Genomic DNA, 24,068 nt, shown 5'->3' on the forward strand with positions numbered 1-24,068 from the left:
GTGCGTCACTTGCCGACGCCCGCTGTGAGTCCTTCGCGCAGCGGCTTCTGCCCGAAGAAGAACACCAGGAGCGCAGGGATCATCGAGAGGATCACGCCGGCGAGCACCGTCGAGATGCTGCCGGTGCCGAGGTTGCCCTGCAGCGTCACGAGTCCCAACGGCAGGGTGAAGTTCTGGTCGCTGATCGTCATGATGAGCGGCCGGAAGAACTCGTTCCAGTGATAGTTGAAGGCGAGGATGCCGACGATCGCGAGTGCCGGCGTCGCCAGCGGCAGGTAGACGCCGAAGAACGTGCGCCAGGGCCCTGCGCCGTCGAGCTGCGCGGCTTCGCCCAGCTCGGTCGGGATCCCCATGAAGTACTGCCGCATCAGGAACGTGCCGAATGCGGTGGGCAGGGCGGGAACGATGAGCGCCAGAAGCGTGTCGGCGAGCCCCATCCCCCTCACCAGCATGAACACAGGCACGATCGTGACCTGCAATGGAACCATCATGGTCGCGAGGATCAGCGCGAACAGGATCTTCTTGCTGCGGAACTCGAACTTGGCGAAGACGTAGCCCGCCATCGCCGCAGAGAGCATCTGCCCCGCAGCGACGAGCATCACCACGAGCGCGCTGTTCCAGGCATACAGCCAGAGCGGGATCTTGGTGAAGACGTCGGCGAACGCCCCGAAGCCGACGGTGACCTCTTGAGTGACGCTGTCGGTGGGCGAGAGCGCCGTGACGAGGGTCCAGACGACCGGCCCCAGAGTGAGGAAGGCCGCCAGCCCGAGGATGACGAATTTGCCGCCTGTGCCGAGGCTGTGGGTCCACGAGCGCTTCGTGATGATTGTCGTAGTCATGATGGCCTCACCCGTAGAAGACGAATCGGCGGCTCAGCCGGAACTGGATGGCCGTGACGAGCATGATGAGTAGCGTCAGCACGATTCCGATGGCGGAGGCGCCGCCGAAGTCGAGCTCCCGGAAGGCGGACTCGTAGATCACCATCACGGCGGTTCTGGTCTCATCGCCGGGCCCGCCGCGGGTGAGCACCCACGGCTGATCGAAGATCTGCAGCGCGTTGATGATGGCCATGACCGACGCGACCAGCAGGGTCGGGCTCACGAGGGGGAGCGTGATCATGCGGAACTGCGTCCACCCGGCCGCGCCGTCGAGCGAGGATGCCTCGTAGACCTCGCTCGGGATCGCGGCCAGACCTCCGATGAAGAGCAGGAACGTGAAGCCGAAGTTCTGCCACACGTAGACCAGCAGCACCACGACCTTCGCCCCGAAACCGGTCGTCAGCCACCCGACATCGGCGATGCCGATCAGGTTGAGCGTCTGGTTCACGAGCCCGAACTCCTGGTTGAACAGGTACGCCATGATCAGCGAGACGGATGCTGCCGACAGGATCAGCGGGAAGAACAGCGACGACCGGAAGAACGTGCGCAGCCACGCCGGCATCTTCGATTGGACGAGGATGGCGAGCACCAGTGCGACCGTGAGCTGCAGAACGACCGCCACGATCACGAAGCCGATGGTGTTCAGGAACGACACGCGGACCGTCGGGTTCATCGCGAGGTCGACGAAGTTGTCGACTCCGACGAACACCGGATCGGAGATGATGTCCCAGCGGAAGAAGGCCAGGACGAACGATCCGACGATCGGCACGAGGTTGAACAGCCCGAGGCCGATCACGGTGGGTGCGAGGAACACCCAGATGATGGACCGGCCCGAGCGAGCGACGGTGCCGGTCTCGCCGCGTGCTCCCGGCGGGACGGTGAGGGTTCGAGTGCTGCTCTCCGACATCATCGTCCTCCCAGCGCGATCTCGAGATCTCGCTGCATCGTCTCCAGGCCCCGGCGGACGCCGGACGGACCGTTCGTGATGGTCGACACCACGTTCTTGAGCAGCGCCGACTCGACGGCGGCCTGCTGGGGAGGCGCCGGCATAGGGCCGGTGTCCGGGAACTTGTCGAGGGTGTCGTAGAAGACCTCCCAGTGGGCGGGACCCACCCCGGCTCCGTAGAGTTCGGCGTTGAGCGAGCGACGAGGAAGCGACGAGTCGGGTTTCGGGTGGGCGATCTTCATGCCCTCGACAGAGACGCAGTACTTGAGCCATTCCCAGGCCTCGTTCTTGCGCGGAGAGGTCTCCATGATCGCGTACCCGCCCGCGCCGAACTGATGCCGCTGCCCCGCCATCCGCGGGAAGTAGGTGACGTCATAGGCGTCATCGGCGACGCCGGCCTCTTCGAGACCGCGAACCCAGAATCCGCCCGCGGGAGTCATTCCGACCGCGCCGGTGGAGAACAGCGAGACCAGCTCGTTCCCGCCTCCCTGTGCAGGGTTCGCCGCAAGACCCTCCGAGACCATGCGTTCGAGCACCGAGAAGCTCTCGACGGCATGCTCGTTCAGGGCGTCGGCCTGCTTCCACACGTAGCCTCCACTGCGGGCCGGCTGGTCGGGATAGAAACGGTCCCAGAACCAGTCGCCTCCGCCTGCCTTCTCTTCGCGCAGGAAGCTCGTGTTGTTGACGTAGAGCCACGGCACGACACCACCCCAGAGCCGGTTGTTCCAGAAGTAGGGGAGGAACTGCTCGGGGGCGCTCTTCTTCATCGAGCGGGCCGTGGTGAGGAACTCCTCCAGAGTCCAGTTGTCGGCAGGGTGCTCGAGCCCTGCGCGCTCCATCGCCTGGGTGCTGTAGAAGACGTTCGCCGCGTTGAAGTTGTCGGGCATCTGGAAGAGGCTGCCCTGGTACATGAACGCCTCGATGAGCGTGGGATTCACGTCGTCGAAGTACTCCTGCATCTCCGCCGCGTCCCTGCGCACGAAGTCGTCGAGCGGGTGTGCGAGGCGCGAGGCGAACAGCTGCGAGCCCTCGGTCGCGACCGTGACGACATCCGGCGGCGTGCCCGCCGCGATCATCGTGAGGATCTTCGCGAAGTACTCGCTCCAGTCCTGACCCTGGATGGCGACGATGCGCACCTCGATGCCGGGGTGCTTGCGCTGGAATCCGTCGATCAGCGCCTGGCGCGCCACCGCATCCTGCGCGGTGCCGAAGAGGGCGACCGTCAGAGTGTCGGTTCCTCGACCCGGGATGTCGGATCCGGTGAGTCGCGGCCACGAGACGACGGTGCCGACGATGCCCAGTCCGATCGCGCCGAACAGAGCCCTGCGAGTGAGATCAACCACGATGTTCTCTCCTGAGTGAGTGACTCCGCAGGCGGGAAGCAGTATCCGGGCGGAGGTGCTGAATTGATTCAGCACGCTGAGATTAGCATCGCGAATCGAGGGCTGCAACCATTTTGCTAAATCAATTCAACACAGGTGGTTACGGCGCATCTCATGCACTGCCTAAGCTGGAGATGTCACGACAGGAGGACGCCGGTGCCGAAGAACGTCGATCGCAGGCCGACGCTCGCCGATGTCGCCGCGCTCTCGGGGATGTCGAAGACCGCCGTCAGCATGATCCTGAACGACCGGCCGGGCTCGCGCCTCTCGGCCGACGCCGCCCGCCGGGTCCGCGCCGCCGCCGAGGAACTGGGCTACCGCCCGAACCCGGCTGCGCAGAGCCTGCGGCTCGGCAAGACCAAGACCCTCGGGTTCATCTCCGACCAGATCACGGTGACCCGCTACGCGTCCGAGATGATCCGCGGCCTGCTGTCGGCGGCGAAGGAGCACGGCCACACCGTCCTCATCGCCGAGACCGAGGGCGACGACGCGAAGATCTCGGACGAGATCGAGGCGATGATCGACCGCCGGGTCGACGGCATCCTGATTGGGCTTCTCGGCGCCCGCATGATCGAGGTGCCCGAGACACCCGCCGACGTGCCTGTCGTGATCGTCAACGGCACGTCGACGACCGGGCACCCGTCGGTCCTCCCCGACGAGCGCACCGCCGGCCATGCGATGGCACGCCTGCTCACCGAGGCCGGCCACCGCCACGTCGGAGTGATCGGCAACAACCCGCACGCTGTCTCCTCTCCCCTGCACTCGGTGACCATCGGTCCGCGATTCGACGGCATCCGCACCGCGTTCGCCGAAGCGGGCGTCGATCCGCTCATCATCGACGTCCCCGAGTGGAACCCCGACATCGGATACACGCGGACGCTGCAGATGCTCGACGCGCATCCCGACCTCACGGCGATCCTGGCCGGCAACGACGGTGTGGCGTTCGGCACGTACCAGGCGATCGCCGAGCGCGGACTGCGGGTTCCCGACGACATCTCGGTCGCATCGTTCGACGATGAGGAGCTGGCGAGCTTCCAGCGACCAGGCCTGACGACTGCACGCCTCCCGTACGACGTGATGGGGCGCACCGCGGTCGAGATGCTCCTCGGCGAGCGCCCGCTCGGCGCCGTGCTGATCCCCATGCCGGTCATCGCGCGGGCCTCGATCCGCTCTGTGGGCTGACGCACAGCGGTAACCTCGTTCCATGCCACCAGCCACGCCGAGACCTCCCTCGTCGAGCAGCATGGGCCGAGGACTCGATGTGCTCTCCTCCGTGGCGACGCTCACCCGCGACCTCCGACCGGCCACGGTCAGCGTGATCGCGGATTCCCTCGGTCGTGAGCGCTCACAGGTGTCGCGCACGCTGGCGAGCCTGGAGCGCTCGGGCCTCGTCACCAGAGCGGCGGACCGTTCATTCACCCTCGCGTGGGGATGGTACGCCGCCGCCCAGGAGCTGAGCGCACAGCGCCTGCGCACGCACGGCCTGGTGGTGCTCGAAGACCTGTCGTCGCGCCTCGGCGAAGCCGCCTTCCTCAGCGTGCTGCAGGGAGACACGACGCTCACCATGCTCGAGAGCCTTCCCGCCGACTCGCGCATGATCGGGTCGTGGATCGGACGCGCCTACCCTGCCTATTGCAGCGACGCCGGCCGTGCCACGCTGTGGGACGCCTCCGCCGATGAGATCCGCGCGGTGTTCCGCGCCACCGATTTCTCGCCTCAGGGGCCGAACACCCCCGCTTCGGTCGACGACTTCCTCTCACGGCTCGACGACGATCGGCGCCGAGGGTTCGCGATCGTCGACCAGGAGGCTGAGCCAGGTCTCTACTCGGTCGCCGCTCCCGTGTGGGACCACCGCGGCGAGGTCGTCGCCGCGGTCCAGGTGATCGGGACGCGCGACGTGATGGCGGAGCGCACGGCGACGTGCGGCGAAGCATGTGCCCGGGCTGCCGCCGAGCTCTCCCGAGAACTCGGCGCCCAGTCAGCCGTTCTCGCGTGAGGGCTGATCGGCGCCGGCTGCGGCGCTGAGCTCGCCGGCGAAGTGCGTGAGCAGGGCCCGCGTGTCGCGGGTGATCCCCTGGGGGCGGTGCCTGCCACGCACAGCCAGGGAGGCGATGACCTCACCCCTGCTGCGGATGGGGAGGGCGAACTCGTCGATGCCCTCGTCGTATTCCTCCGCCGCGGCGACGAGCGAATCTTCGCGGTCCCGTTCGAGCAGCGCCCACACATCGCGCGTCGAACGAGCGGCTGTCGGTCCACCGACCCCGACGAACTGCACGTCCTCGAGCAGCGCCTCGAGCTGCTCGAGCGTGTGATCCCAGAGCAACGCCCGGCCCGCACCGGTGCACCAGATCGGTGTGACGAGCCCCTCACGGATCGAGCGATCGAACCCATCGGCGGACCTCTCGCAGCGCAGCAATACACCGCGCGCGCCATCGGCGATCGTGATCAGGGCGTTGACACCTCGCTGCGAGGCGAGCGCCCGCAGCGCGGCTCGCGAGGCCCGCAACCAGGGTGCGTTGAGAACGGCAGCGGTGCGGAAGAACTCCGGCCCCGCCGAGAACAGCGCGTCGTCGTCGCGACTGAGGAGCTCCCGTGCGCGCAGCTCCTGCGTGAGCCGCGACACCCGGCTGCGCTCGATCTCGGTGGCCTCCGCCAGACGGGAGGCATTGAGTCCGGGACGAGCGCGGCGCTCCTGGGAGACCGAGGCATCGAGAAGCTTGAGACCCTGCACGAGCGAGGATGAGGCTGCCATCGTTGCTCCTTCGTGCGGGTCGAGATCACGGCAATCCTATCCGGCGGCCGCGACCGGACGACGCGGCAGGAGCCGCCCCCAGGCGACGTAGAGATCGGCAGCGATGTGACCGTGCGACCGCTCGACATCGGCCGGGGCGATCACCTCGTCGCCTTGCCGGCCGAACAGCACCGCCTCGTCTCCCGGCGCTGCACGCGGGATGCTCGAGACATCGACGAGGAAGCTGTTCATGGCGATCCGATCGACGATCGGTGCACGTCTCCCCCGCACGAGCACCTCGCCGGTGCCGCTGAGGCTGCGATGGATTCCGTCGGCATATCCCAGAGGGATCACGGCCAGACGCGCATCGTGGTCGAGACGGTGCCAGCGCTCGTATCCCACAGTGCTGCCACGCGGATAGGCATTGATCGCCGCGATCCTCGACACGACCCGCATGGCAGGACGCAGCGCGCCGCCGACCGTGTCGGAGTCGCCATACAGCCCCGCGCCGATGCGCACGAGGTCGAACCGAGACTCGGGCACCGTGAGTGCCGCGAACGTGGTCGCGCAATGCCGCGCGATCCGATCACACGCATGCGTTCCGGCGAGCAGCACACGAGTCTCCTCGTCGAAGCGCGATGCGCCCTCGGCCACATCGGCAGCGTCTTCGCAGGGGAAGTGGGAGCACAGGCCGACGACCTCCAGGTGCGGGTCTGCGAGAACGGCGGTCACGGCATCCAGGCCCCCGGCTTCACCGAGGTCGATGCCGTCGCGACCGAGCCCGGTCGAGTTGAGCGAGAGATGCACGCGAATCCTGACCCCCCGCGCCGCCGCGGTCACTCCCACGATTCCCGCGTGCTCGACTCCGCCGACCCATTCCTCCAGGCCGAAGCGGATGCCGTCGTCGATCTCCTCCCGCCCGGCGGGGCGCACGCGCATCAGTCGCCCGACGAACCCCGCCGCACGAACGGCGGCGGCGTCGTCGTTCGAGGCCACCCCGACGATCGCGATCCCCTCGGCGACGAGCAGCGGTGCGACGATGTCGATCCCGTGCCCGTAGGCGTCGGCCTTCACGACCGCGCAGAACCCGACCTCCTCGCCGAGCTCTGCGCGGATCGTGCGGATGTTGTGCGTGATCGCGTTCCGGTCGATCTCCACCCACCCCGCCGCGGACGACGGAGCCGTCATGCCTCGACGGACTCGGCCTCGTGATCCTGCACGACATCACGTACGCCCTGGCGACCGTGACGCCACCAGAAGTACAGGTAGCAGGCACCGACGAAGGGGATGCCGAAGTAGAGCGCGGCCACCTGGTTCGGGTCGAACGCGATCGCGATGATCGAGATGAGCAGCAGAGAGAATGCGACGATCGGCAGCGCGGGGTAGAGCGGCGTGCGGTAGGCCAGATCCTGCACGCGTCCTCCTTCGCGCACGAAGGCGCGGCGATGGAAGAACTGCGAGGCGACGATCGACATCCACACCGCGACGACCGCGAATCCGGCGATCGACACGAGCACCAGGTAGACCGTTCCGGCCGCGATCACGCTCGTCAGCAGCGAGACGAGACCGATGAGGATGCTGACGCTGAGCGCGATGAGCGGCACACCCCGCCGGGTGAGGCGGGTGAACGCCTTCGGGGCGTGACCCTCCTCGGCGAGCGAGAACAGCATCCGCGCGCAGGAGAAGAGTCCGCTGTTGCCGGCCGAGAGAAGCGCCGTGATGATCACGAAGTTCATGATGTCGGCGGCGTAGGGGACGCCGACGTACTGGAAGACGTCGACGAACGGGCTGCTGGTGACGCTGGCCTGGTCGTACGGCAGGATCGCGGCGATGACGGCGATCGCCCCGACGAAGAGCACCACGAGGCGCAGCACCGTCGAGCGCAGGGCACGGGGGATGTTCTTGGCGGGGTCCTTCGTCTCGCCGGCGGCGACACCGATCAGCTCCGAGCCGCTGAACGCGTAGAAGACGGCGAGGGCGGTGACGATCACACCGCTGAATCCGTTCGGGAAGAGGCCGCCGGGAGTCTCGAAGTTGCTGAAGAGCAGTGCCGGCGGATGCTCTGGAGACAGCGGTGTGAATCCGAAGATCGCCGCGCCGCCGAGCACGATCAGGCCGACGATCGCGATGACCTTGACGAGCGAGAACCAGAACTCCGCCTCGCCGAACACGCGAGCCGAGATCGCGTTGAGCAGGAACAGCACCGCGGCGAAGATCAGGCACCACAGCCACACCGGAACCCCGGGGAACCAACGCTGCATGAGGATGCCGGATGCCGTGAACTCGGATCCGAGCGCCACCACCCAGCAGAGCCAGTACAGCCAGGCCGTGGTGAAGCCGGTCGCCGGGCCGATCGACCGCGACGCGTAGATGTGGAAGGCACCCGAGACCGGGTACGCGACCGCGAGTTCGCCCAGGCATGCCATGACGAGGTAGACGACGAAAGCGCCGATCAGATACGCGATGATCGCGCCGAGGGGTCCGGCCTGCGAGATCGTGTAGCCGGAGCTGAGGAACAGCCCCGAGCCGATCACCCCGCCGAGCGCGATCATGATCAGGTGACGGGCATCCATGGTGCGCTGCAGCCGACGCAGCGGCACCTGGGTGGCCGTCGTACTCGGCAGGACGTTGGGGAGGGGCTTCTCGCCGGGAAGAGGCGTCATCGGAACTCTCAATCGGGTTGTATGTGCATCATATTCACATCTATGTGCCAATGACGCATTTTCTTTGGTGATCTGCGGGGACACTATCTCCTGAGATATCCGGTGCGCAAGAGCACTCCTGCGGATTGGCCCCCGCATCCGCCACCACCGACATTCCGGGCGAGAAGCTGCCATTCCGCCCACTCCCGCTGCCGTTCTGACAGGCGCGCACAGACACCACGCGCGCTGAGGATGGACACATGTCAGCGCGGCGACGCCGGCGACAGTCCACGTAGAGAAGGAGAACCCCGGTGACTCACCACGACCTCGCCCTCATCGGCTTCGGAGGCGTCAACCGCGCCCTCGCCGAGATCATCCACGACCGAGGCTCCGACCTCGCCGACGATCTCGGCTTCACCCTGAGAGTCGTGGCGATCACGGATCTGCGGTTCGGCTCCCTCATGCAGGAGGACGGCATCGACCTCGGAGCCGTGCTCGCGATGACCGGCGAGGACTCCTTCGCCGGGATGCCGGGTGGAGACGTCGATCCTCGCAACGACCACGTCATCCGCACCACGACGGCGGGCATCATCGTCGAGGCGACCTACACGAACCCGATCGACGGCGAACCTGCGATCTCGCACGTCCGCGCCGCCCTCGAGAGCGGCAAGAGCGTCACGACCACGAACAAGGGGCCCGTCGCACTCGCGAGCGCCGAACTCAACCGGCTCGCAGAGCAGAACGGCGCCCGCTTCGAATACGAGGGTTCTGTGATGAGCGGCACTCCCGTGCTGCGACTGGCACAGCAGACGCTCAAGGGACTCCGCATCAGCCGCATCCAGGGAATCCTCAACGGCACGAGCAACTTCGTGCTCGGCCAGATGGAGTCGGGCAAGTCGCTCGGCGATGCCGTGGCCGAGGCTCAGGCATTGGGTTACGCCGAGGCCGACCCCACCGCCGACATCGAAGGATCCGACGTGCAGCTGAAGGTCGTGATCCTCGCCAATGAGCTGCTCGGCGCCGAGATCACCACGGCCGACGTCTCTCGCGTCGGCATCAGCGGGATCACCGCGAGCGATGTGATCGCGGCAGCGGCGGCGGGCGAGCACTGGAAGCTCCTCGGCACGATCACCCGCGACGAGTCAGGCGCCGTGACGGCATCCGTCCAGCCCCTCTCGCTGGCCGCCGACCACCCTCTCGCAGGCATCTCCGGAGCGACCAACGCGATCGCGTTCACGACCGACCTGCTCGGCACCGTCACGATGTCCGGCCCCGGCGCCGGACGCCTCGAGACGGCCTACGCGCTGCTGTCCGACATCATCGCGATCGATGCGCAGCAGGCGTCACTCGTCGGAGCGGCGTGATGAGCGCGCCCGCCATGGAGGCTCCTGTGACGCAGGCGTCGCTTCTCGAGGTGCTCGACCCGTACAACGGGGAGGTGATCGCCCGCCTCGCCCAGCACTCGGTCGACGATGTCGACGAGATCATGTCGCGCGCGCGGCTCGGCGCCACTCTCTCGGGCGACCTGTCGAGATTTGCGAGGCACCGGATCCTGGATAGCGCAGCGCGGATCCTCGAGGGCCGCGCCGAAGAGGCAGCGACCCTCATCGTCCGCGAAGCAGGGAAGACGATCACTCAGGCGCGCAAAGAAGTGCAGCGAGCCGTGACCACGATCTCGCTCTCGGCCGAGACCGCTCGCGCCTTCGACGGCGAGGTCATTCCCTTCGACGCCTACGAGGGCTCCGCGAATCGCCGCGGCTGGTACACACGAGAGCCGCTCGGGGTGATCCTCGCGATCACGCCCTACAACGACGCCCTCAACCTCGTCGCCCATAAGATCGGCCCGGCGATCGCCGGTGGCAACGCCGTGATCCTCAAGCCGTCGCAGTTCACCCCGCTGACCGCGCGGTTCCTCGTCGACGTGCTGCTGGAGGCAGGACTCCCCGACGAGATCATCACGGTCGTCCACGGCGACCGGCACGTGGCGCAGGCGCTCGTCGCCGTGCGCGACATCCGCATGGTGTCGTTCACCGGAGGATTCACCACGGGTGAGGCGATCGCCCGCACCGCGGGTCTCAAGAGGCTGGCGATGGAATTGGGCGGCAACGCCCCCGTGCTGGTGTTCGCGGATGCCGACATCCCGGCCGCCGTCGAGGCCTGCGTGTCCGGCGCATTCTGGGCTGCGGGGCAGAACTGCGTCGGCGCGCAGCGCATCCTCATCGAGCGCTCCGTGTACGCCGAGTTCCGCGACCGATTCGCGGCGCGCACCTCGACGCTGCGCGCAGGAGACCCGGTGAACCAGGCGACCGATGTCGGTCCGATGATCTCGGTCGCTGCGGCGACGCATGCCGAGCGCGTGGTCGACGACGCCGTGCGGTCGGGGGCTCGCGTGCTCGCCGGTCACCGGCGGGAGGGCTCGGTGTACTGGCCGACCGCTCTCGAGAACGTCTCGCCCCGTTGCGAGGCCTGGAGCGAGGAGGCGTTCGCGCCCATCGTCGTCTTGGCTGCGTTCGACACCGAAGACGAGGCCGTGGCCGAGGCCAACAGCATCGACTACGCCCTGCACGCCGCGGCGTTCACCTCCGACATCACCCGCGCGCTGCGCGTCGCCGAAGCACTCGATGCCGGGGGCGTGATGATCAACGACTCCTCCGACTACCGCATCGACAGCATGCCGTTCGGCGGATCGAAGTACGGGAGCATGGGGCGCGAAGGCGTGCGCTTCGCGTACGAGGAGATGACCCAGCCGAAGGTCACCTGCATCACCACCTGAGATCTCCTCGCGGAGGGGGAGGGGTCCGCGGGGGATGCCCTGCCCCTCTGCGAGGTCACGCCCGGTCGACCACCCGGGTCAGCGACACCGCTGTGACGGTGTTCGCGACTCCCGGGAGCGCTGCGAGCAGCTCCCAGATCTCGCCGATGCGATCCATCGACTCCGCTTCCAGCGTCACCAGCAGGTCGAAGTCGCCCGAGAGCACATCGCACCGACGCACTTCGGGAATCTGGGCGATCTCCGAGGCGACGCCACCCCCGCGCATCCGATCGCTGCGGTAGACCAGCACGATGGCCGAGACGGGCGAGCCGCCGGCACGTCCGGGAACGACGCTGTAGCCGCCGATGACGCCCTGACGCTCCATCCGCTCGATGCGCTGCTTGACGGCGTTGCGCGACAGATGCACCTGGGCTGCAAGGGTGACCAGCGGGATGCGGGCATCCTCGGTGAGCGCCGCAAGTATCTGACGATCGATCTGATCGAGATGAAGCCGCTCCATCGAGACCTCCTGAGACAGTGCAAGCTCATGCACGATTAGCAATTGCGTGTGTCTATTATGCACCTTAGAGTGAAAGATGGCACTGGAAGACGGTGCGGAACGAAGGAGTCACGATGGGCGCTCGACCCGACCGCAAGGATCTGCACACGCTGTCCGACCTCAGCCTGGCCGTGCATGCAGGCAATCAACTCGACTCGACGTTGGCGCTGCGCACGCCTCTCGTGATGGCGAACTCGTACCAGCTGCCCGACGACCCGAGCGAGATCAGCTGGTCGGCCACCGCACCCGGGCTGTACACCCGCAACACCGGGGTCAACCAGGCGGCACTCGAGCAGAAGCTCGCCGCCCTCGACGGCGCCGAAGAGGCGGTCGCACTCGCCTCCGGAGTCGCGGCCCTGCACGCGGTGTTCTTCACCCATGTGCGCGCCGGTGATCATGTGGTCGTGAGCGATGTGGTCTACGAGGCCACCTGGCGGCTGTGGACCGAGCTGCTGCCCCAGCGCTACGGCCTCGAGGCGACCTTCGTCGATATCAGCGACCTCGACGCGGTGCGGGCGGCCATGCGCCCCGAGACGCGCCTCGTGTGCATCGAGGCCATCGCGAACCCGACCACCAAGGTCGCCGACGTGAGCGCGGTCGCCGCGATCGCCCACGCCACAGGCGCCATCCTCATGGTCGACTCGACCTTCTCTCCGCCGCCGTTCTACCGACCGATCCACGACGGCGCCGACCTGGTGGTGCACTCCCTCACCAAGTACCTCAACGGGCACGGCGACGCCATGGGCGGCTCGGTCTCGGGGCGGCGCGATCTCATCCAGGCGATCAAGGCCGATGCCATGGTCGACGTCGGCGGCATCATCTCGCCCTTCAACGCCTGGCAGATCCAGCGCGGCACCGTCACCCTGCCCCTGCGCCTGCGCCAGCACTTCTCGTCGGCGCTGCAGATCGCGCAGATGCTCGAGGCCGACCCCCGGGTGGAGTACATCTACTATCCCGGCCTCGAATCGCATCCGGATCACGCTCTCGCCGTGCGGCAGTTCGGCGGGCGCGGCTTCGGTGGAATGATGTCGTTCGCCGTGACGGGCTCCCCCGACGTGCAGAACCGGTTCGTCGCGAACCTTCGACTGATCACCTCAGGGTTCTCACTCGGTCACGACGACTCGCTCATCGTGCACACGGGCACCGAGGGCGGCCGTGTCGCCACGTACCCGGCGCCGTTCCGAGAGTTCGGACACCTGCGTCTCTCTGTGGGCCTCGAGGATGCCGACGACCTGGCCGCCGACCTCTCCGAAGCTCTGGATCTGACGTTCGGACGCGATTCGCGATAGAGAGGGTCGCGTCCGAACGTGAGACACCTCGATGAGAGGTGCCGGTCCGCCGCTTACTCAGAACGACATCATGCTCACCGAGCCGCGTCCGCAACCAGAGCGGTGTCGACGAACTGCTCGAACCGCACGATCAACCCACCCCGGACGACGAAGTGATGCGCGACGCGTGCTTTGAGTTCCTTACCCGTGGCGCGGTTGACGGCGGTGTACCGGGCGAGCACGACGACGTTCTCCCCGTCGACGACGTAGGAGTCGTCGTGGGCGATCCATCCGTCCCAGTCACGGCCCAGCACTTCCATGACTCCAGATGTGACGCCTTCAGGCGTGCGGTACGTGCCGGCAAGCGGGAATCCTGCCATCTCCGTCCATTCCACATCCGGCGCGAGGGTCGCGCGGAGTGCGGCGAGGTCGCCGGCAGCCGACGCGAGGTACTGCCGTCGCACGACGTCGCGCGGAGCGTCGGACACCTCGGTGTCCGCGGTGAGTTCGTTCAGCCCCATGTCATCTCTCCCTTTGCAACCTTCGGGCCCAGCTGGGCCGCGATCAACATGCCCGAGTCCGGGAATGCGTCGATGAGTGCTGCCGTGGTCTCGGCACCATCGGCCGACCGCTCGAGGATGCTCTCGAACTCGAGCAGGTAGGCCTTGGTGTAGTCGATCGCACTGGCATCGTTGGCCGCACCGGGCAGCCGGTGACCCGCGACGACGAGCGCGGCGTCGAGGGCTGCCATCTCATCAAGGAGGGCGATCCACGCGGCACGCTTCTCTGCGGTGGCCGTGTCGGCCGTCCAGACGTGCTCGTTCTGGAAGAGCAGCACACCGCCCACGATGGCGCGGTGAGTGCTGTTCCAGAGGTAGGCGCGATCAGGCAGCTCCTGCGACTGCCCCCTGAGCTCGAAACGCTCACCGTCGACGACGATCGCGTCAGTGTGGAGGGGAGAGATCTCGGGCAGACGAGTGGGAAGGTTCACACCGAGACCGCCCCACGCCGCGAGCTTTCCTTCGAATGACGAGCGGATGTGCTCGATCACGATCGGCGTCGCCACGATCGCAGCGTTCGGGAAGGCATCAGCGACGACCTCCAGACCGAAGTAGAAGTCGGGGTCGGCGTGGCTCACGAAGACTGCGGTCAGCGTCTTGCCCGAGTCGAGAACAGCTGCGACGAGGCGATGACCATCCGCGCGCGTGAAACCCGCATCGATGAGCACGGCCTCCGTCGGACCGGTGATCAGAACAGCGGATTTATTCTTGGACCCGACGGGGAAATCAAGATCGAAGACCTCGAAGTTGAGCGACATGACGGCACCTTTCCATTCGATACTCGGATCGCCCGAGCCGGAGCGCGGCGCGCTCCACAGGTGACAACAAAAGCTGACTAGTCAGCTATTCCCGATCGCGGGAACTCGACTACGGCATCACTGGAAGCGCCTGGGCCGCGTTCCGACTGACGAGACGAAGCGCTTCAGCGAAAGACTCGGCACTCCCTGGAGGAAGCACGTCGATGAGGTACTGCTCGATGTTGTGCGCGTGAGCCGCGCTGGCGGCGGTCACGACTTCTTCGCCGCGTGCCGTGAGGACGATGCGCTGCACGCGCTTGTCGGTGCTCGATGCTCGACGTTCCACGAGAGCATCAGCGACCGCCCGCTGAACGAGCCGAGTGGCACCGCCCGACGTGAGCACTCGCGCCTGAGCGATATCTCGCACCGGCAAACCCTGCTCGCCTGCGCGACCGACCAGAAGCAGAAGCTCGAAGACCGAATGGCTCACGCCGAAATCATCTTGCAAGGAACGACCCAAGATGAAGTCCAGACGATTCGCCGCCCCGAGCAGCCGACCGAAGAGAAGGATCCGCGGGTCGTTCGCTGCATCTTGCGCCGTCAGAAACTCCGCATCTTCTGCCATTCCCCCACCTTAGGCACCGACACTGGGCGTCCAGGAGGTTTTCGACATTCGATAATTGAAGTGGCAGGGTCGAGCGTTCCCGCCTTCCGCACCGCGCGGCAGACCACTCGATCTGCTGGAAGGAAGACACCATGAAAGCTCTCCGCTACGTCGAGATCGGCAAGCCGCCCGTCGTCGTCGACATCCCTATCCCCACGCCGGGACCGGGGCAGGTCCTGCTCAAGATCACCGCCGGCGGTGTATGCCACTCCGACGACTACGTCATGGGCCTCCCCGAGAAGGACTATCTCGAGCAGAGCTACCCGCTGCCGCTGACGCTCGGCCACGAAGGCGCCGGGATCGTCCACGAGATCGGTGAGGGCGTCGATTCCACGCTCAAGGTCGGGGATGCCGTCGCGGTCTATGGACCGTGGGGCTGCGGACGCTGCCACAACTGCTCGCAGGGCATGGAGAACTACTGCACCAACGCCGCCGCCGAGGGCATCCGCCCTCCCGGTCTCGGCAGCCAGGGCTCGATGGCCGAGTACATGATCGTCGATGACGCCCGCCATCTCGTGCCGCTCGGCGACCTCGACCCCGTGCAGAACGTCTCGCTCACCGACGCCGGCCTCACCCCGTATCACGCGATCAAGCGCTCGCTCCCGAAGCTCGGCGCGGGCACCTTCGCGGTCGTCATCGGCACCGGTGGACTCGGTCATGTCGGCATCCAGATCCTGAAGGCGATCTCCGGCGCCACGGTGATCGCCCTCGACGTCAACGACACGAAGCTCGAGCTCGCCACCGAGGTCGGTGCAGATCACGTGCTGATCAGCGATGCGTCCGCGGCCGAGAAGATCCGTGAGATCACCGGCGGCTTGGGCGCGAACGCGGTGTTCGACTTCGTCGGAGCGAACCCGACGATGGCCCTGGCGCAGAGCGTGGCGGCGCTCGACTCCGACGTCACGATCGTCGGGATCGGCGGCGGAAGCATGTCCCTCGGCTTCGGTTCGATCGCCTACGACGCCGCCGTGCGCATCCCGTATTGGGGATCACGTTCGGAACTGATCGAGGTGCTGGATCTCGCTCGCGCGGGAAAGATCCACGTGCAGACCGAGACCTACTCGCTCGACGACGGCCCGAAGGCGTACGAGGACCTCGCCGCGAACAGCATCCGCGGCCGCGCGGTCATCGTTCCCTGATCCGAGAGCGCCGTGCGGTCGCGCCATGACCGCACGGCGCTGCGGTCGCACCCGGGACCAGGTCAGAGCGTCGAACCGCTCGCGAGCGTCGCAGCGACCGCGACGAGATGACCGCCCTTGCGCTCGACGCGGCGCACAGACGAGGGAGCGACGGCATCTCGCTCGAGCATCCGCCATGGCCGCGCCGCGATGTCGGCTCCCCCGGTCGCGCACGCGAGCCGCGCCAACGGTGACAGCACACTCCAGAAGCCGTGCGGTGGTTGCATGTCGACGACGCACGCACGCGCGCCGGGGCGCAGGCACGCTCGCGCACGACGCCACGCCTCCTCACGCTCGGCGATCACGCTGAGCGAATACGTCGCGAGCAGAGCATCCGCGCGTCCGTCACCGGAGCCGCGCAGGTCGGTGACGGCCTGAGCCACCGTCTCCGGTCGCAGCTCTGCGGCATCCGTCCGGATCAGGCGAACCCGGTCTCCCCAGCCCTCCCGGTCGATCCGCCGCTGGGCCATGGCGAGCATCCCGGGGCTGCGGTCGATGCCGATCACGATGCCCGACGAGCCCGTCGCCGCGAGCAGCGGTGCGAAATTCAGGCCGGTCCCGCAGCCGAGATCGATGACGACGTCGCCGGATCCCAGCGCGAGCAGCGAGATCCCCGCCTGCCGCCCGGCCCGATACACCAGGCGCTCACCCGAGAGCACGTCGTACCAGCGCGCACCCGCGCTGTACCGCCGCACCAGTGCAGCCATCCGGCCTCCCGCCTCCGGGTCCACTCTAGGCTTCAGGCATGAGCACTCCTTCTCGCAGACCCGCGCGTGCCCTCACGGCCCGCGAAGCCGGCGCCCGCACGTGGGATCTGGTCGTCATCGGGGCGGGCAGCGCCGGACTCGTCGGGTCGCGCACTGCCGCCGCGCTCGGTGCGAGCGTGCTGCTGATCGAGGCTCACCGCTTCGGCGGAGAGTGCCTTCACACCGGCTGCGTGCCGTCGAAGGCTCTCATCGCCGCTGCCTCCGCCGCGCACGCCGCGCGCCGCAGCGCAGCCGTGGGCGTGACCGCGACCGGGGTCGATGTCGACTTCCCGGCGGTCATGCGGCACGTGCACTCCGCGATCCGCGAGATCGAGCCTGTCGACTCCCCCGAGACGCTGAACCGCGACGGCGTGCACACTCTCACCGGACGCGCGCGGTTCGACGGCCCCCGCTCGGTCGTGGTCGACGGCGAGCGCATCGCCTTCCGCGACGCGCTGATCGCGGCGGGCAGCACGCCGGTGCGCACGTCGGTCGAGGGCGAGGCCGCAACAGACGTGCTCACGAACGAGACGTTCTGGGAGCTGGACGAGCTGCCTCCGCGTCTGCTCGTGCAGGGCGGCGGCGCGATCGGCTGCGAGCTCGCGCAGGCGATGGCTCGGCTCGGCAGCGCGGTCACGCTGGTGCACCGTGGCGATCGACTGCTGCCGAAGGAGGATGCCGCGGCGAGCGCTGTCGTCCTCGCAGCGCTGCGTGCCGACGGCGTCGACGTGCGTCTCGGCACGACCGTGAGCGCCTTCGAGTCACCCGGCTCCGACGATGATCCCTCCCCGTCGGGAACCGCGACGCTGAGCGACGGCACGCAGGTCGCATTCGATCGAGCGCTCGCCGCACTCGGGCGTCGCGTCGAGGCCGCGGGTCTGGGTTTGTCGGCAGCGGCCGTGCGGCTCGACCCACACGGAGCCGTCGACGTCGACGCCACCCTGCGCACGTCGAACCCCCGCATCCGTGCCGCCGGCGACGTCACCCCGCTGCCGAGGTTCACGCACACGGCCGGCATGTACGGCAGCGTCGCCGCGACGAACGCGGTGCTCGGGCTCGCCCGCAAGGCCGACGTCGATGTCGTTCCGCGCATCACGTTCACCTCGCCAGAGGTCGGGGCGGTGGGCATCACGCCGGATGCTGCTCGCGCACAGGGGATGCGGGTGATCGTGCATTCCCACGCTCATCTCGATCGGGCGATCGCGGACGGACACACCGACGGCTTCACGAGCATCGTGGTCGATCGGCGAGGCCGGGTCACCGGCGCCGTCATCGTCGGGCCGCGGGCAGGCGAATCGCTCGCGGAGTACACCGTGGCGGTGAAGACCGGCATGAACGTGCGCACGCTGGCCACGACGATGCACGCCTACCCGAGCTACTCCGACGCCGGGTGGAACGCCGTCGTGAAGGAGGCGCAGCGCGGCCTCCGCGGCGGGGCCGTCGCATTCGGCATCCGCCTCCTCGTCCGTCGCCACCGCCGCCGCCGCGCCTGAGCCTGCCCGACCCGACTCAGCGCAGGCTGCGATAGCCGACGATGATGCGCTGCACTGCGCTCACGGCGACGAAGAGTGCCCACACCAACGCGATCTGCCATGCCCAGAACGGCAGGATGAGCCACAGCGCGTGCACCGCGATGGTCTCGGTGCCCTCGGCGATCCGACCCAGGAACGACAGCGAACGCCCGTCGTCGATCGTACGACCGGTGCGCTCGGCGATCGACGAGAAGGCGAGGAAAGCTGTGCCGTTCACGTAGTAGACGAGCAGCACGACGAGGAACGGCCACCACGGGGCGCCGAACTGCGACGTGGCGCCGAAGGCGACGCCGACGACCGTGGCGCCGTAGACGACGAAGTCGGCTGTGATGTCGAGGAAGCCCCCCGCGTGGGAGGGCGCGGACTCTCGCCCCTCCGCTTCCGCCTGCCGTCGGCGGCGTCTGGCGAGGGTGCCGTCGAGCCCGTCGGCGATGCGCGAGACGAGCCACAGCACGAGAGCGACCCACCACAGCTGGAACCCGGCCGTGACCGCCGAGGCGACACCCAGCGCGAGCCCGAGCACCGTCAGCCGATCGGGGGTGATCCCCGGTCGGTCCAGGGCCGTTGCTGTCGCCTCGAGCGGTCGGGCGAGCACGGCCCGCAGAGAACGGTCAAGCATCATCGGCACCGCCGGTCTTCTGCGCCGACGACGGGTGCTCGCCGTTGCGTCGGCGCAGGACCGCCGCTGTCACGATGCCGCCGAGGATGAGCACGCCCAGCACGGCGACGGCGATCCAGAACGGCGGCCCGAGTTCGAGCCCGAACGCGCCGAGCGCCACATACGCTGCGGACCCGGGCAGGATGCCGATGGCCGTGCCCAGCGCGTAGTCGCGACGTCTCACCGCCGTCAGGCCGGCGCCGTAGTTGATGAGCGTGAACGGGATGATCGGCACCAGCCGGGCTCCGAGCACGGCGAGGAATCCGCGGTGCGCCAGGGCGGCGTCGAGGCGCGCCACCCGGGCTCCCGTGAGACGCTCGACGGCCTCCCTGCCGAGTGCTCGACCGATGACGAATGACGCCGCGGCGCCCAGCAGGGCTCCGACGTAGACGAGCCCCAGTGCGAGCCAGAAGCCCCACACGAGACCTGCCGCGATGGTCAGCAGGTTCTTGGGCACCGGGGTCAGCGTGAGTGCGGCGTATGCGACGACGAACAGCAGCGCGCCGCCCGGTCCGAGACTCGCCGCCCACGCGCGTATCGCCTCGAGGTCCGTCGGGGCGAAGAAATACCCAACCGTTCCGACGAGGGCGACGAACAGAAGGAGAAGCAGCAGGCGGACGATCGCCGATCGCTTCGAGGGGGCGACGCTGACACGCGAATCACCAGCATCCACAGGCATCCTCCCCGACTCCTATACCCTAGCCCGGCGCGATATGCCGATACACCGATTCCGAAGCGAGGAACCCCGATGAGCAGCACCGCACGATGGCCTCGGAGGAGCGCGGCTCTCGCGCTCGCCGTGCCGCTGATCGCCCTCACCGCGTGCGCAGCCCCCGAGAGCAGCGCGTCGACGACCTACGACGACTGGGATGCGGTGCTCGAGGATGCCGAGGGCCAGACCGTGCAGCTGTGGATGTACGGCGGCGACGATCAGGGCAACGCCTATGTCGACGACATCCTCGCCCCCGCCGTGGCGGAATACGGAGTGACGCTCGAGCGCGTGCCCGTGACCGACACCGGCGATGCGCTGAACAGGGTGTTCACCGAGATCCAGGCCGGACGCTCCGACGGCACGGTCGACCTCATCTGGGTCAACGGCGACAACTTCCGCACCGGCAAAGAGGCAGATGCGTGGCTGTGCGGATGGACAGACCTGCTGCCGTCGATGGCTGCCACCGACCCCGACGACCCCCTGCTGCAGTCCGACTTCGGCACCCCCGTCGACGGCTGCGAGGCCCCGTGGCACAAGGCGCAGTTCACGCTCGCTTACAACGCCGAGGCGATCCCGGACCCTCCGACGACCCTCGAGGGGGTGCTCGAATGGGCCGAGGCCAACCCCGGACGCTTCACCTACCCGGCCCCACCGGACTTCACCGGCTCGGTGTTCGTGCGCGAGGTGCTGTCGAGCGTCTCCGGCGGTGCCGACGAGGTGCCTGCGGAGTTCTCGCAGGAAGCGTTCGACGAGCTGAGCCCTGCCCTCTACGAGCGGCTCGATGACCTGGCCCCGAGTCTGTGGCGTGGCGGTGACACCTACCCGGCGAACGAAGCCGAGCTCGGTCAGCTCTTCGCCGACCGCCAGATCGACATCACGATGACGTACGGGCCGGCGACGCTCACCGCTCTCGTGGCCGACGGCACCTACCCGCCGGGAACCACCGTGCTGCCTCTCGAGGACGGGACCGTGGGCAATGCGAGCTTCCTCGGACTGCCCGCGAACTCCGACTCGATCGCAGGCGCGATGGTCGTCGCGAACGTCGCGCTCTCGGTGGAGCAGCAGGTGGCGAAGGCACAACCCGATGTGTGGGGTCAGTTCACGGTGCTCGACATCGACGGCCTCTCGGATGCCGACCGCGCCCTGTTCGATACGCTCCCGGAATCGCCTGTCGTTCCCGGGTACGAGGTGCTGTCGGAGAACGCGCACGGCGAACTCTCCGCAGAGTGGGTCCCCGCCCTGGACGAGGGCTGGCGAACCGGCGTGCTCGGCCGATGAGCTTCGCGCCGGTGGCGCGCCGCCGCGGGAGCGCTCGTCAGCTCCTGAGCGGCGCGTTGCTGGTGCTCCCTGCGGCCGCCGTGACCCTGCTCGTCGTGGGCGGCGGGATCGGCGCGACAGTGTTCCAGGCACTCGGCCTCATGCCGGTCGCCGGGCCCGTGACTCCCGGCGTCGACGCGTTCCTCGCCCACCCCGACGACCTCGCGGCCGCGACCGCGGTGTCGGTCGCCGTCGCGGCGGTGTCGACGGTCATCGCGGTCGTCGTCGGCACCGGCGCCGCGGTCGTCATCGCCTCTGGACGCGCAGGGAGTCGTCTGCTCGCCGCCCTCGGCGCGACGACCGTGACCGTGCCCCACCTCATCGGAGCCGCGACCATCGGACTCCTGCTCTCGGACGCGGGAGTGCTTCCGCGGCTGCTCGGCATCCCGCCCGAAGCGTGGGCGCCGTGGGTCGGCGGCCCCCTGTGGGGTGCGGCCATCGCGGAGTTCGCCTGGAAGGAGTCGGCGTTCGTCGCGCTCGTGGTCACCGGCACCCTCGCGACCCGCATCGCCACCTACGACGAGACTGCCGCGCTGCTCGGCGCGGGCCGGTGGCGTCGCTTCCGTCACGTCCTGCTGCCCTTGACCGCGCCGACCATCGTCATCTGCGCGGCGATCAGCTTCGTCTACGCGCTCGGATCGTACGAAGTGACCTGGCTGCTCGGCCGCACCTATCCCGAGCCTCTGCCCGTGCTGGCCGTTCGGCTGTTCCAGGGCGTGTCGCTGGCATCTCGTCCCGAAGCGGCCGCGGTGGCGCTCGTCACCTGCGCGATCTCGCTCGCTGTCGTGGCGTTGACCTTCGCTGCGCTCCGACGCACGGCCGTCTGGCGGTGAACGGATGACGTCGAGCACCCTCAACACCCCTCGCGGCCCCGGCCGCGTCATCCGTCTCGCCGTCACCGCACTGCTGATCGTCTGGTTCGCCCTGCCCTTCCTGCCTCTCGTGCTCTGGGCGTTCGCCGACGGCTGGTCCTTCCCGTCTCCCCTGCCCACAGCCTGGGGAGTCCAAGGCATCGAGGATGCGCTGGGCTTCGGCCTGCTTCCTGGATTCGCCCGTTCCGTGCTGCTCGGGCTGGTCGTCGCCGCGATCGCCACACCGCTCGGCGCCCTCGCCGCACGAGCGCTGACCTTCGGCGCCGTTCCCTTCCCCCGCGCCGTCTCGGCGCTGCTGCTCGCGCCCATCGCATTGCCGCCGTTCGCTGCGGTCCTCGGCGTCAACGTCCTGCTGTTGAGGGCGTACATCCCTCCCGTCCTCGGAGTGGTCCTGGTGCTCGTGGTCCTGGCACTGCCCTACACGACGTTCGTGATGCGCACAGCGTACGGAGCCTACGACCTCTCCTACGAAGAGGAGGCGCGACTGCTCGGCGCCACCCCCTCCCAGGTACTGCGCCGCGTGCACCTGCCCATGATCGCCCCCGCACTCGCGAGGGCCGGGTTCCTGGCGTTCCTCGTCGCATGGAGCGACTACATCGTGACCGTCATCGTCGGCGGAGGCGAACTCGTCACCCTTCCACTGATCGTGGCAGGAGCCGCCGCCGGACTCGGCAACGATGCCGCCGTCGCCGTCATGTCGCTCGGGGCGGTCATCCCCCCGGTGCTGCTGCTCATCTCCGTACTGGCCGTGCGCGGATCCGGCCGACCCACCGCCGGAAGGCGCCGCCGGTCATCCGCTCCCCCGGACATCGCCTCTTCCGCCTCGTCTTCCCGCCCCACGATCTCAGGAGCATCCGCGTGAGCGCCGACCTCGTCCTCGATGGACTCGACAAGAGATTCCCCGGCTCTCCCACCCCGGCACTGCGCGGGTTCTCCCTCACCGTGGCAGCGGGAACCTGCACGGCTGTTCTCGGCCCCAGCGGCTCGGGCAAGAGCACCCTGTTGCGGGTCATCGCGGGGCTGGAGGAGCCGGATGCCGGAGAGGTCCGCATCGACGGAACCGATGTCGCGGGCGTGGCGGCAGAACACCGCGGAGTCGGCATGGTCTTCCAGCGCTCACTGCTGTTCCCCCACCTCACGATCCTCGACAATGTCGCGTTCTCCGACCGGGTCTCCGGGATGAACCGCCGGGCCGCGCGTTCTCGCGCCGGCGAGTACCTCGAGATGGTGCAGCTGCAGGGCTTCGGGGATCGGCGGGTCGGCGAGCTGTCGGGCGGACAGGAGCAGCGGGTCGCGATCGCCAGGGCCCTTGCCGCCGAACCGGCGGTACTCCTGCTCGACGAGCCGTTCAGCGCGCTCGACCCCGCGCTCCGGAGCGACATGCACGATCTGCTCGACTCCGTGAGGCAGGCGGTCTCGCCCACGATCGTGCTCGTCACCCACGACCGCGACGAGGCCGCTCGGGCCTCGGATCGCATCGCCCTTCTCGAGCACGGCGTGCTCCTGCACGAAGGCACGGTGCTCGACGCGTACAGACGCCCCCAGAACGTGCGGGCGTCACAGATCATGGGGGGTCGCAACGCGGTTCCGGGCGTGGTGCGAGACGGCAGTCATCACAGCGCGCTCGGAGCGGTTCCGGTGCCGCTCGACACACCGACAGGGTCAGGGACGCTCGTGATCCGGCAGGAGGATGTGGCGGTGCTCGACGGCGGCGTCGGGCCCGCGGATACCGGTTCGATCGCCGGGGTGGTCGAGTCTGTCCGGGTGACCGGCGCGCGCTCCGAGATCGCCGTCCGCTGCGGCGACGCCCTGCTGCATGCGGAGGCGCCGCCGACGCAGCGGTGTCAGCTCGGCGATCGGATCCGTCTGATGCTGCCGACGACCGCCGTGCACATCGTCGCCGACTGATCCCGCCACCCGAGGCAGGGGATCGG

The 24,068-nt window shown here is 68.2% G+C and carries 24 protein-coding genes; 11 read left to right on the forward strand and 13 right to left on the reverse strand.

Annotated features, from left to right (window positions below; translation table 11 throughout):
* Positions 1–5: 5 nt before the first annotated feature.
* From ASF80_RS10090 to ASF80_RS10100, 3 genes are read right to left on the reverse strand one after another with little or no spacing between them, the layout of a single operon-like run.
* The gene (locus tag ASF80_RS10090; protein WP_056310388.1) at positions 6–839 is read right to left on the reverse strand and encodes a carbohydrate ABC transporter permease; all 834 of its coding nucleotides are present in this window, start codon (positions 837–839) and stop codon (positions 6–8) included.
* Positions 840–846: 7 nt separating this feature from the next.
* Positions 847–1,785 (reverse strand): carbohydrate ABC transporter permease, encoded by a 939-nt coding sequence (locus ASF80_RS10095; protein ID WP_414845697.1) that lies wholly within the window; start codon positions 1,783–1,785, stop codon positions 847–849.
* The gene (locus ASF80_RS10100; protein WP_056310390.1) at positions 1,785–3,167 is read right to left on the reverse strand and encodes an extracellular solute-binding protein; all 1,383 of its coding nucleotides are present in this window, start codon (positions 3,165–3,167) and stop codon (positions 1,785–1,787) included. The genes ASF80_RS10095 and ASF80_RS10100 overlap by 1 nt, the downstream gene beginning before the upstream one ends.
* A gap of 195 nt (positions 3,168–3,362) precedes the next feature.
* On the opposite strand from ASF80_RS10100, the gene ASF80_RS10105 reads away from it, so the two are divergent.
* Both ASF80_RS10105 and ASF80_RS10110 read left to right on the forward strand, forming a co-directional pair.
* Positions 3,363–4,388: a LacI family DNA-binding transcriptional regulator gene (locus tag ASF80_RS10105; RefSeq protein ID WP_056310392.1), complete on the forward strand. Its 1,026-nt coding sequence runs from the start codon at positions 3,363–3,365 to the stop codon at positions 4,386–4,388.
* A gap of 22 nt (positions 4,389–4,410) precedes the next feature.
* Entirely contained in the window at positions 4,411–5,202 is a 792-nt protein-coding gene (locus ASF80_RS10110; protein ID WP_056310394.1) for an IclR family transcriptional regulator, read from the forward strand.
* On the opposite strand, the gene ASF80_RS10115 is transcribed toward ASF80_RS10110, so the two are convergent.
* The 3 genes from ASF80_RS10115 to ASF80_RS10125 are packed head-to-tail and all read right to left on the reverse strand — an operon-like array spanning position 5,185 to position 8,600.
* Positions 5,185–5,958: an IclR family transcriptional regulator domain-containing protein gene (locus ASF80_RS10115; protein WP_056310396.1), complete on the reverse strand. Its 774-nt coding sequence runs from the start codon at positions 5,956–5,958 to the stop codon at positions 5,185–5,187. The two genes, ASF80_RS10110 and ASF80_RS10115, sit on opposite strands and share 18 nt — an antisense overlap.
* Before the next feature lie 36 nt (positions 5,959–5,994).
* Positions 5,995–7,125, reverse strand: a complete 1,131-nt coding sequence (gene alr / locus ASF80_RS10120) for an alanine racemase (protein ID WP_056310398.1) — start codon at positions 7,123–7,125, stop codon at positions 5,995–5,997.
* Entirely contained in the window at positions 7,122–8,600 is a 1,479-nt protein-coding gene (locus ASF80_RS10125) for an amino acid permease (RefSeq protein ID WP_056310400.1), read from the reverse strand. Before ASF80_RS10125 ends, alr begins: the two co-directional genes overlap by 4 nt.
* A 290-nt stretch (positions 8,601–8,890) precedes the next feature.
* Here ASF80_RS10125 and ASF80_RS10130 point away from each other — a divergent pair, with 290 nt between their 5' ends.
* Together ASF80_RS10130 and ASF80_RS10135 are read left to right on the forward strand one after the other, a co-directional pair.
* Positions 8,891–9,943, forward strand: coding sequence for a homoserine dehydrogenase (locus tag ASF80_RS10130; protein WP_056310401.1), 1,053 nt, complete (start codon positions 8,891–8,893; stop codon positions 9,941–9,943).
* On the forward strand, positions 9,943–11,352 hold the full coding sequence (locus ASF80_RS10135) for an aldehyde dehydrogenase family protein (protein ID WP_056310403.1): 1,410 nt from the start codon (positions 9,943–9,945) through the stop codon (positions 11,350–11,352). Before ASF80_RS10130 ends, ASF80_RS10135 begins: the two co-directional genes overlap by 1 nt.
* Positions 11,353–11,407: 55 nt before the next feature.
* Here the strand turns inward: ASF80_RS10135 and ASF80_RS10140 are convergent, their stop codons facing one another.
* On the reverse strand, positions 11,408–11,851 hold the full coding sequence (locus ASF80_RS10140; protein ID WP_056310405.1) for an Lrp/AsnC family transcriptional regulator: 444 nt from the start codon (positions 11,849–11,851) through the stop codon (positions 11,408–11,410).
* Positions 11,852–11,964: 113 nt separating this feature from the next.
* On the opposite strand from ASF80_RS10140, the gene ASF80_RS10145 reads away from it, so the two are divergent.
* Positions 11,965–13,179 (forward strand): trans-sulfuration enzyme family protein, encoded by a 1,215-nt coding sequence (locus tag ASF80_RS10145; protein ID WP_056310407.1) that lies wholly within the window; start codon positions 11,965–11,967, stop codon positions 13,177–13,179.
* A gap of 74 nt (positions 13,180–13,253) precedes the next feature.
* Here ASF80_RS10145 and ASF80_RS10150 read toward each other — a convergent pair whose 3' ends face one another.
* From ASF80_RS10150 to ASF80_RS10160, 3 genes are all read right to left on the reverse strand, one after another.
* Positions 13,254–13,679, reverse strand: coding sequence for a nuclear transport factor 2 family protein (locus tag ASF80_RS10150; RefSeq protein ID WP_056310409.1), 426 nt, complete (start codon positions 13,677–13,679; stop codon positions 13,254–13,256).
* Positions 13,670–14,476, reverse strand: a complete 807-nt coding sequence (locus ASF80_RS10155) for an MBL fold metallo-hydrolase (protein WP_056310411.1) — start codon at positions 14,474–14,476, stop codon at positions 13,670–13,672. The genes ASF80_RS10150 and ASF80_RS10155 overlap by 10 nt, the downstream gene beginning before the upstream one ends.
* A gap of 109 nt (positions 14,477–14,585) precedes the next feature.
* Positions 14,586–15,080, reverse strand: coding sequence for a MarR family winged helix-turn-helix transcriptional regulator (locus tag ASF80_RS10160; protein WP_056310413.1), 495 nt, complete (start codon positions 15,078–15,080; stop codon positions 14,586–14,588).
* A gap of 131 nt (positions 15,081–15,211) precedes the next feature.
* Here ASF80_RS10160 and ASF80_RS10165 point away from each other — a divergent pair, with 131 nt between their 5' ends.
* Complete coding sequence (locus ASF80_RS10165; RefSeq protein ID WP_056310415.1) at positions 15,212–16,258, forward strand: NAD(P)-dependent alcohol dehydrogenase; 1,047 nt, start codon at positions 15,212–15,214, stop codon at positions 16,256–16,258.
* A gap of 62 nt (positions 16,259–16,320) precedes the next feature.
* Here the strand turns inward: ASF80_RS10165 and ASF80_RS10170 are convergent, their stop codons facing one another.
* Positions 16,321–17,004 carry a class I SAM-dependent methyltransferase gene (locus tag ASF80_RS10170; RefSeq protein WP_056310417.1) on the reverse strand — a complete coding sequence of 228 codons (684 nt, stop codon included), beginning with the start codon at positions 17,002–17,004 and terminating at the stop codon, positions 16,321–16,323.
* 38 nt (positions 17,005–17,042) lie between these two features.
* Here ASF80_RS10170 and ASF80_RS10175 point away from each other — a divergent pair, with 38 nt between their 5' ends.
* The gene (locus tag ASF80_RS10175) at positions 17,043–18,536 is read left to right on the forward strand and encodes a dihydrolipoyl dehydrogenase family protein (protein ID WP_082488262.1); all 1,494 of its coding nucleotides are present in this window, start codon (positions 17,043–17,045) and stop codon (positions 18,534–18,536) included.
* Positions 18,537–18,552: 16 nt separating this feature from the next.
* Here ASF80_RS10175 and ASF80_RS10180 read toward each other — a convergent pair whose 3' ends face one another.
* Together ASF80_RS10180 and ASF80_RS10185 are read right to left on the reverse strand one after the other, a co-directional pair.
* Positions 18,553–19,194, reverse strand: coding sequence for a CDP-alcohol phosphatidyltransferase family protein (locus tag ASF80_RS10180; protein ID WP_056310419.1), 642 nt, complete (start codon positions 19,192–19,194; stop codon positions 18,553–18,555).
* On the reverse strand, positions 19,187–19,912 hold the full coding sequence (locus ASF80_RS10185; RefSeq protein WP_082488263.1) for a TVP38/TMEM64 family protein: 726 nt from the start codon (positions 19,910–19,912) through the stop codon (positions 19,187–19,189). Before ASF80_RS10185 ends, ASF80_RS10180 begins: the two co-directional genes overlap by 8 nt.
* Before the next feature lie 69 nt (positions 19,913–19,981).
* Between ASF80_RS10185 and ASF80_RS10190 the strand changes: the two genes are divergently transcribed.
* The 4 genes from ASF80_RS10190 to ASF80_RS10205 are packed head-to-tail and all read left to right on the forward strand — an operon-like array spanning position 19,982 to position 24,042.
* Entirely contained in the window at positions 19,982–21,223 is a 1,242-nt protein-coding gene (locus ASF80_RS10190; protein WP_056310423.1) for an ABC transporter substrate-binding protein, read from the forward strand.
* Positions 21,220–22,095, forward strand: coding sequence for an ABC transporter permease (locus tag ASF80_RS10195; protein ID WP_056310425.1), 876 nt, complete (start codon positions 21,220–21,222; stop codon positions 22,093–22,095). The genes ASF80_RS10190 and ASF80_RS10195 overlap by 4 nt, the downstream gene beginning before the upstream one ends.
* Positions 22,096–22,099: 4 nt before the next feature.
* The gene (locus tag ASF80_RS10200) at positions 22,100–22,996 is read left to right on the forward strand and encodes an ABC transporter permease (protein WP_082488264.1); all 897 of its coding nucleotides are present in this window, start codon (positions 22,100–22,102) and stop codon (positions 22,994–22,996) included.
* Entirely contained in the window at positions 22,993–24,042 is a 1,050-nt protein-coding gene (locus tag ASF80_RS10205; RefSeq protein WP_056310428.1) for an ABC transporter ATP-binding protein, read from the forward strand. The genes ASF80_RS10200 and ASF80_RS10205 overlap by 4 nt, the downstream gene beginning before the upstream one ends.
* The last annotated feature ends 26 nt before the right edge of the window (positions 24,043–24,068 follow it).

It is taken from the genome of Microbacterium sp. Leaf159 (assembly GCF_001423615.1).
GTDB lineage: Bacteria > Actinomycetota > Actinomycetes > Actinomycetales > Microbacteriaceae > Microbacterium.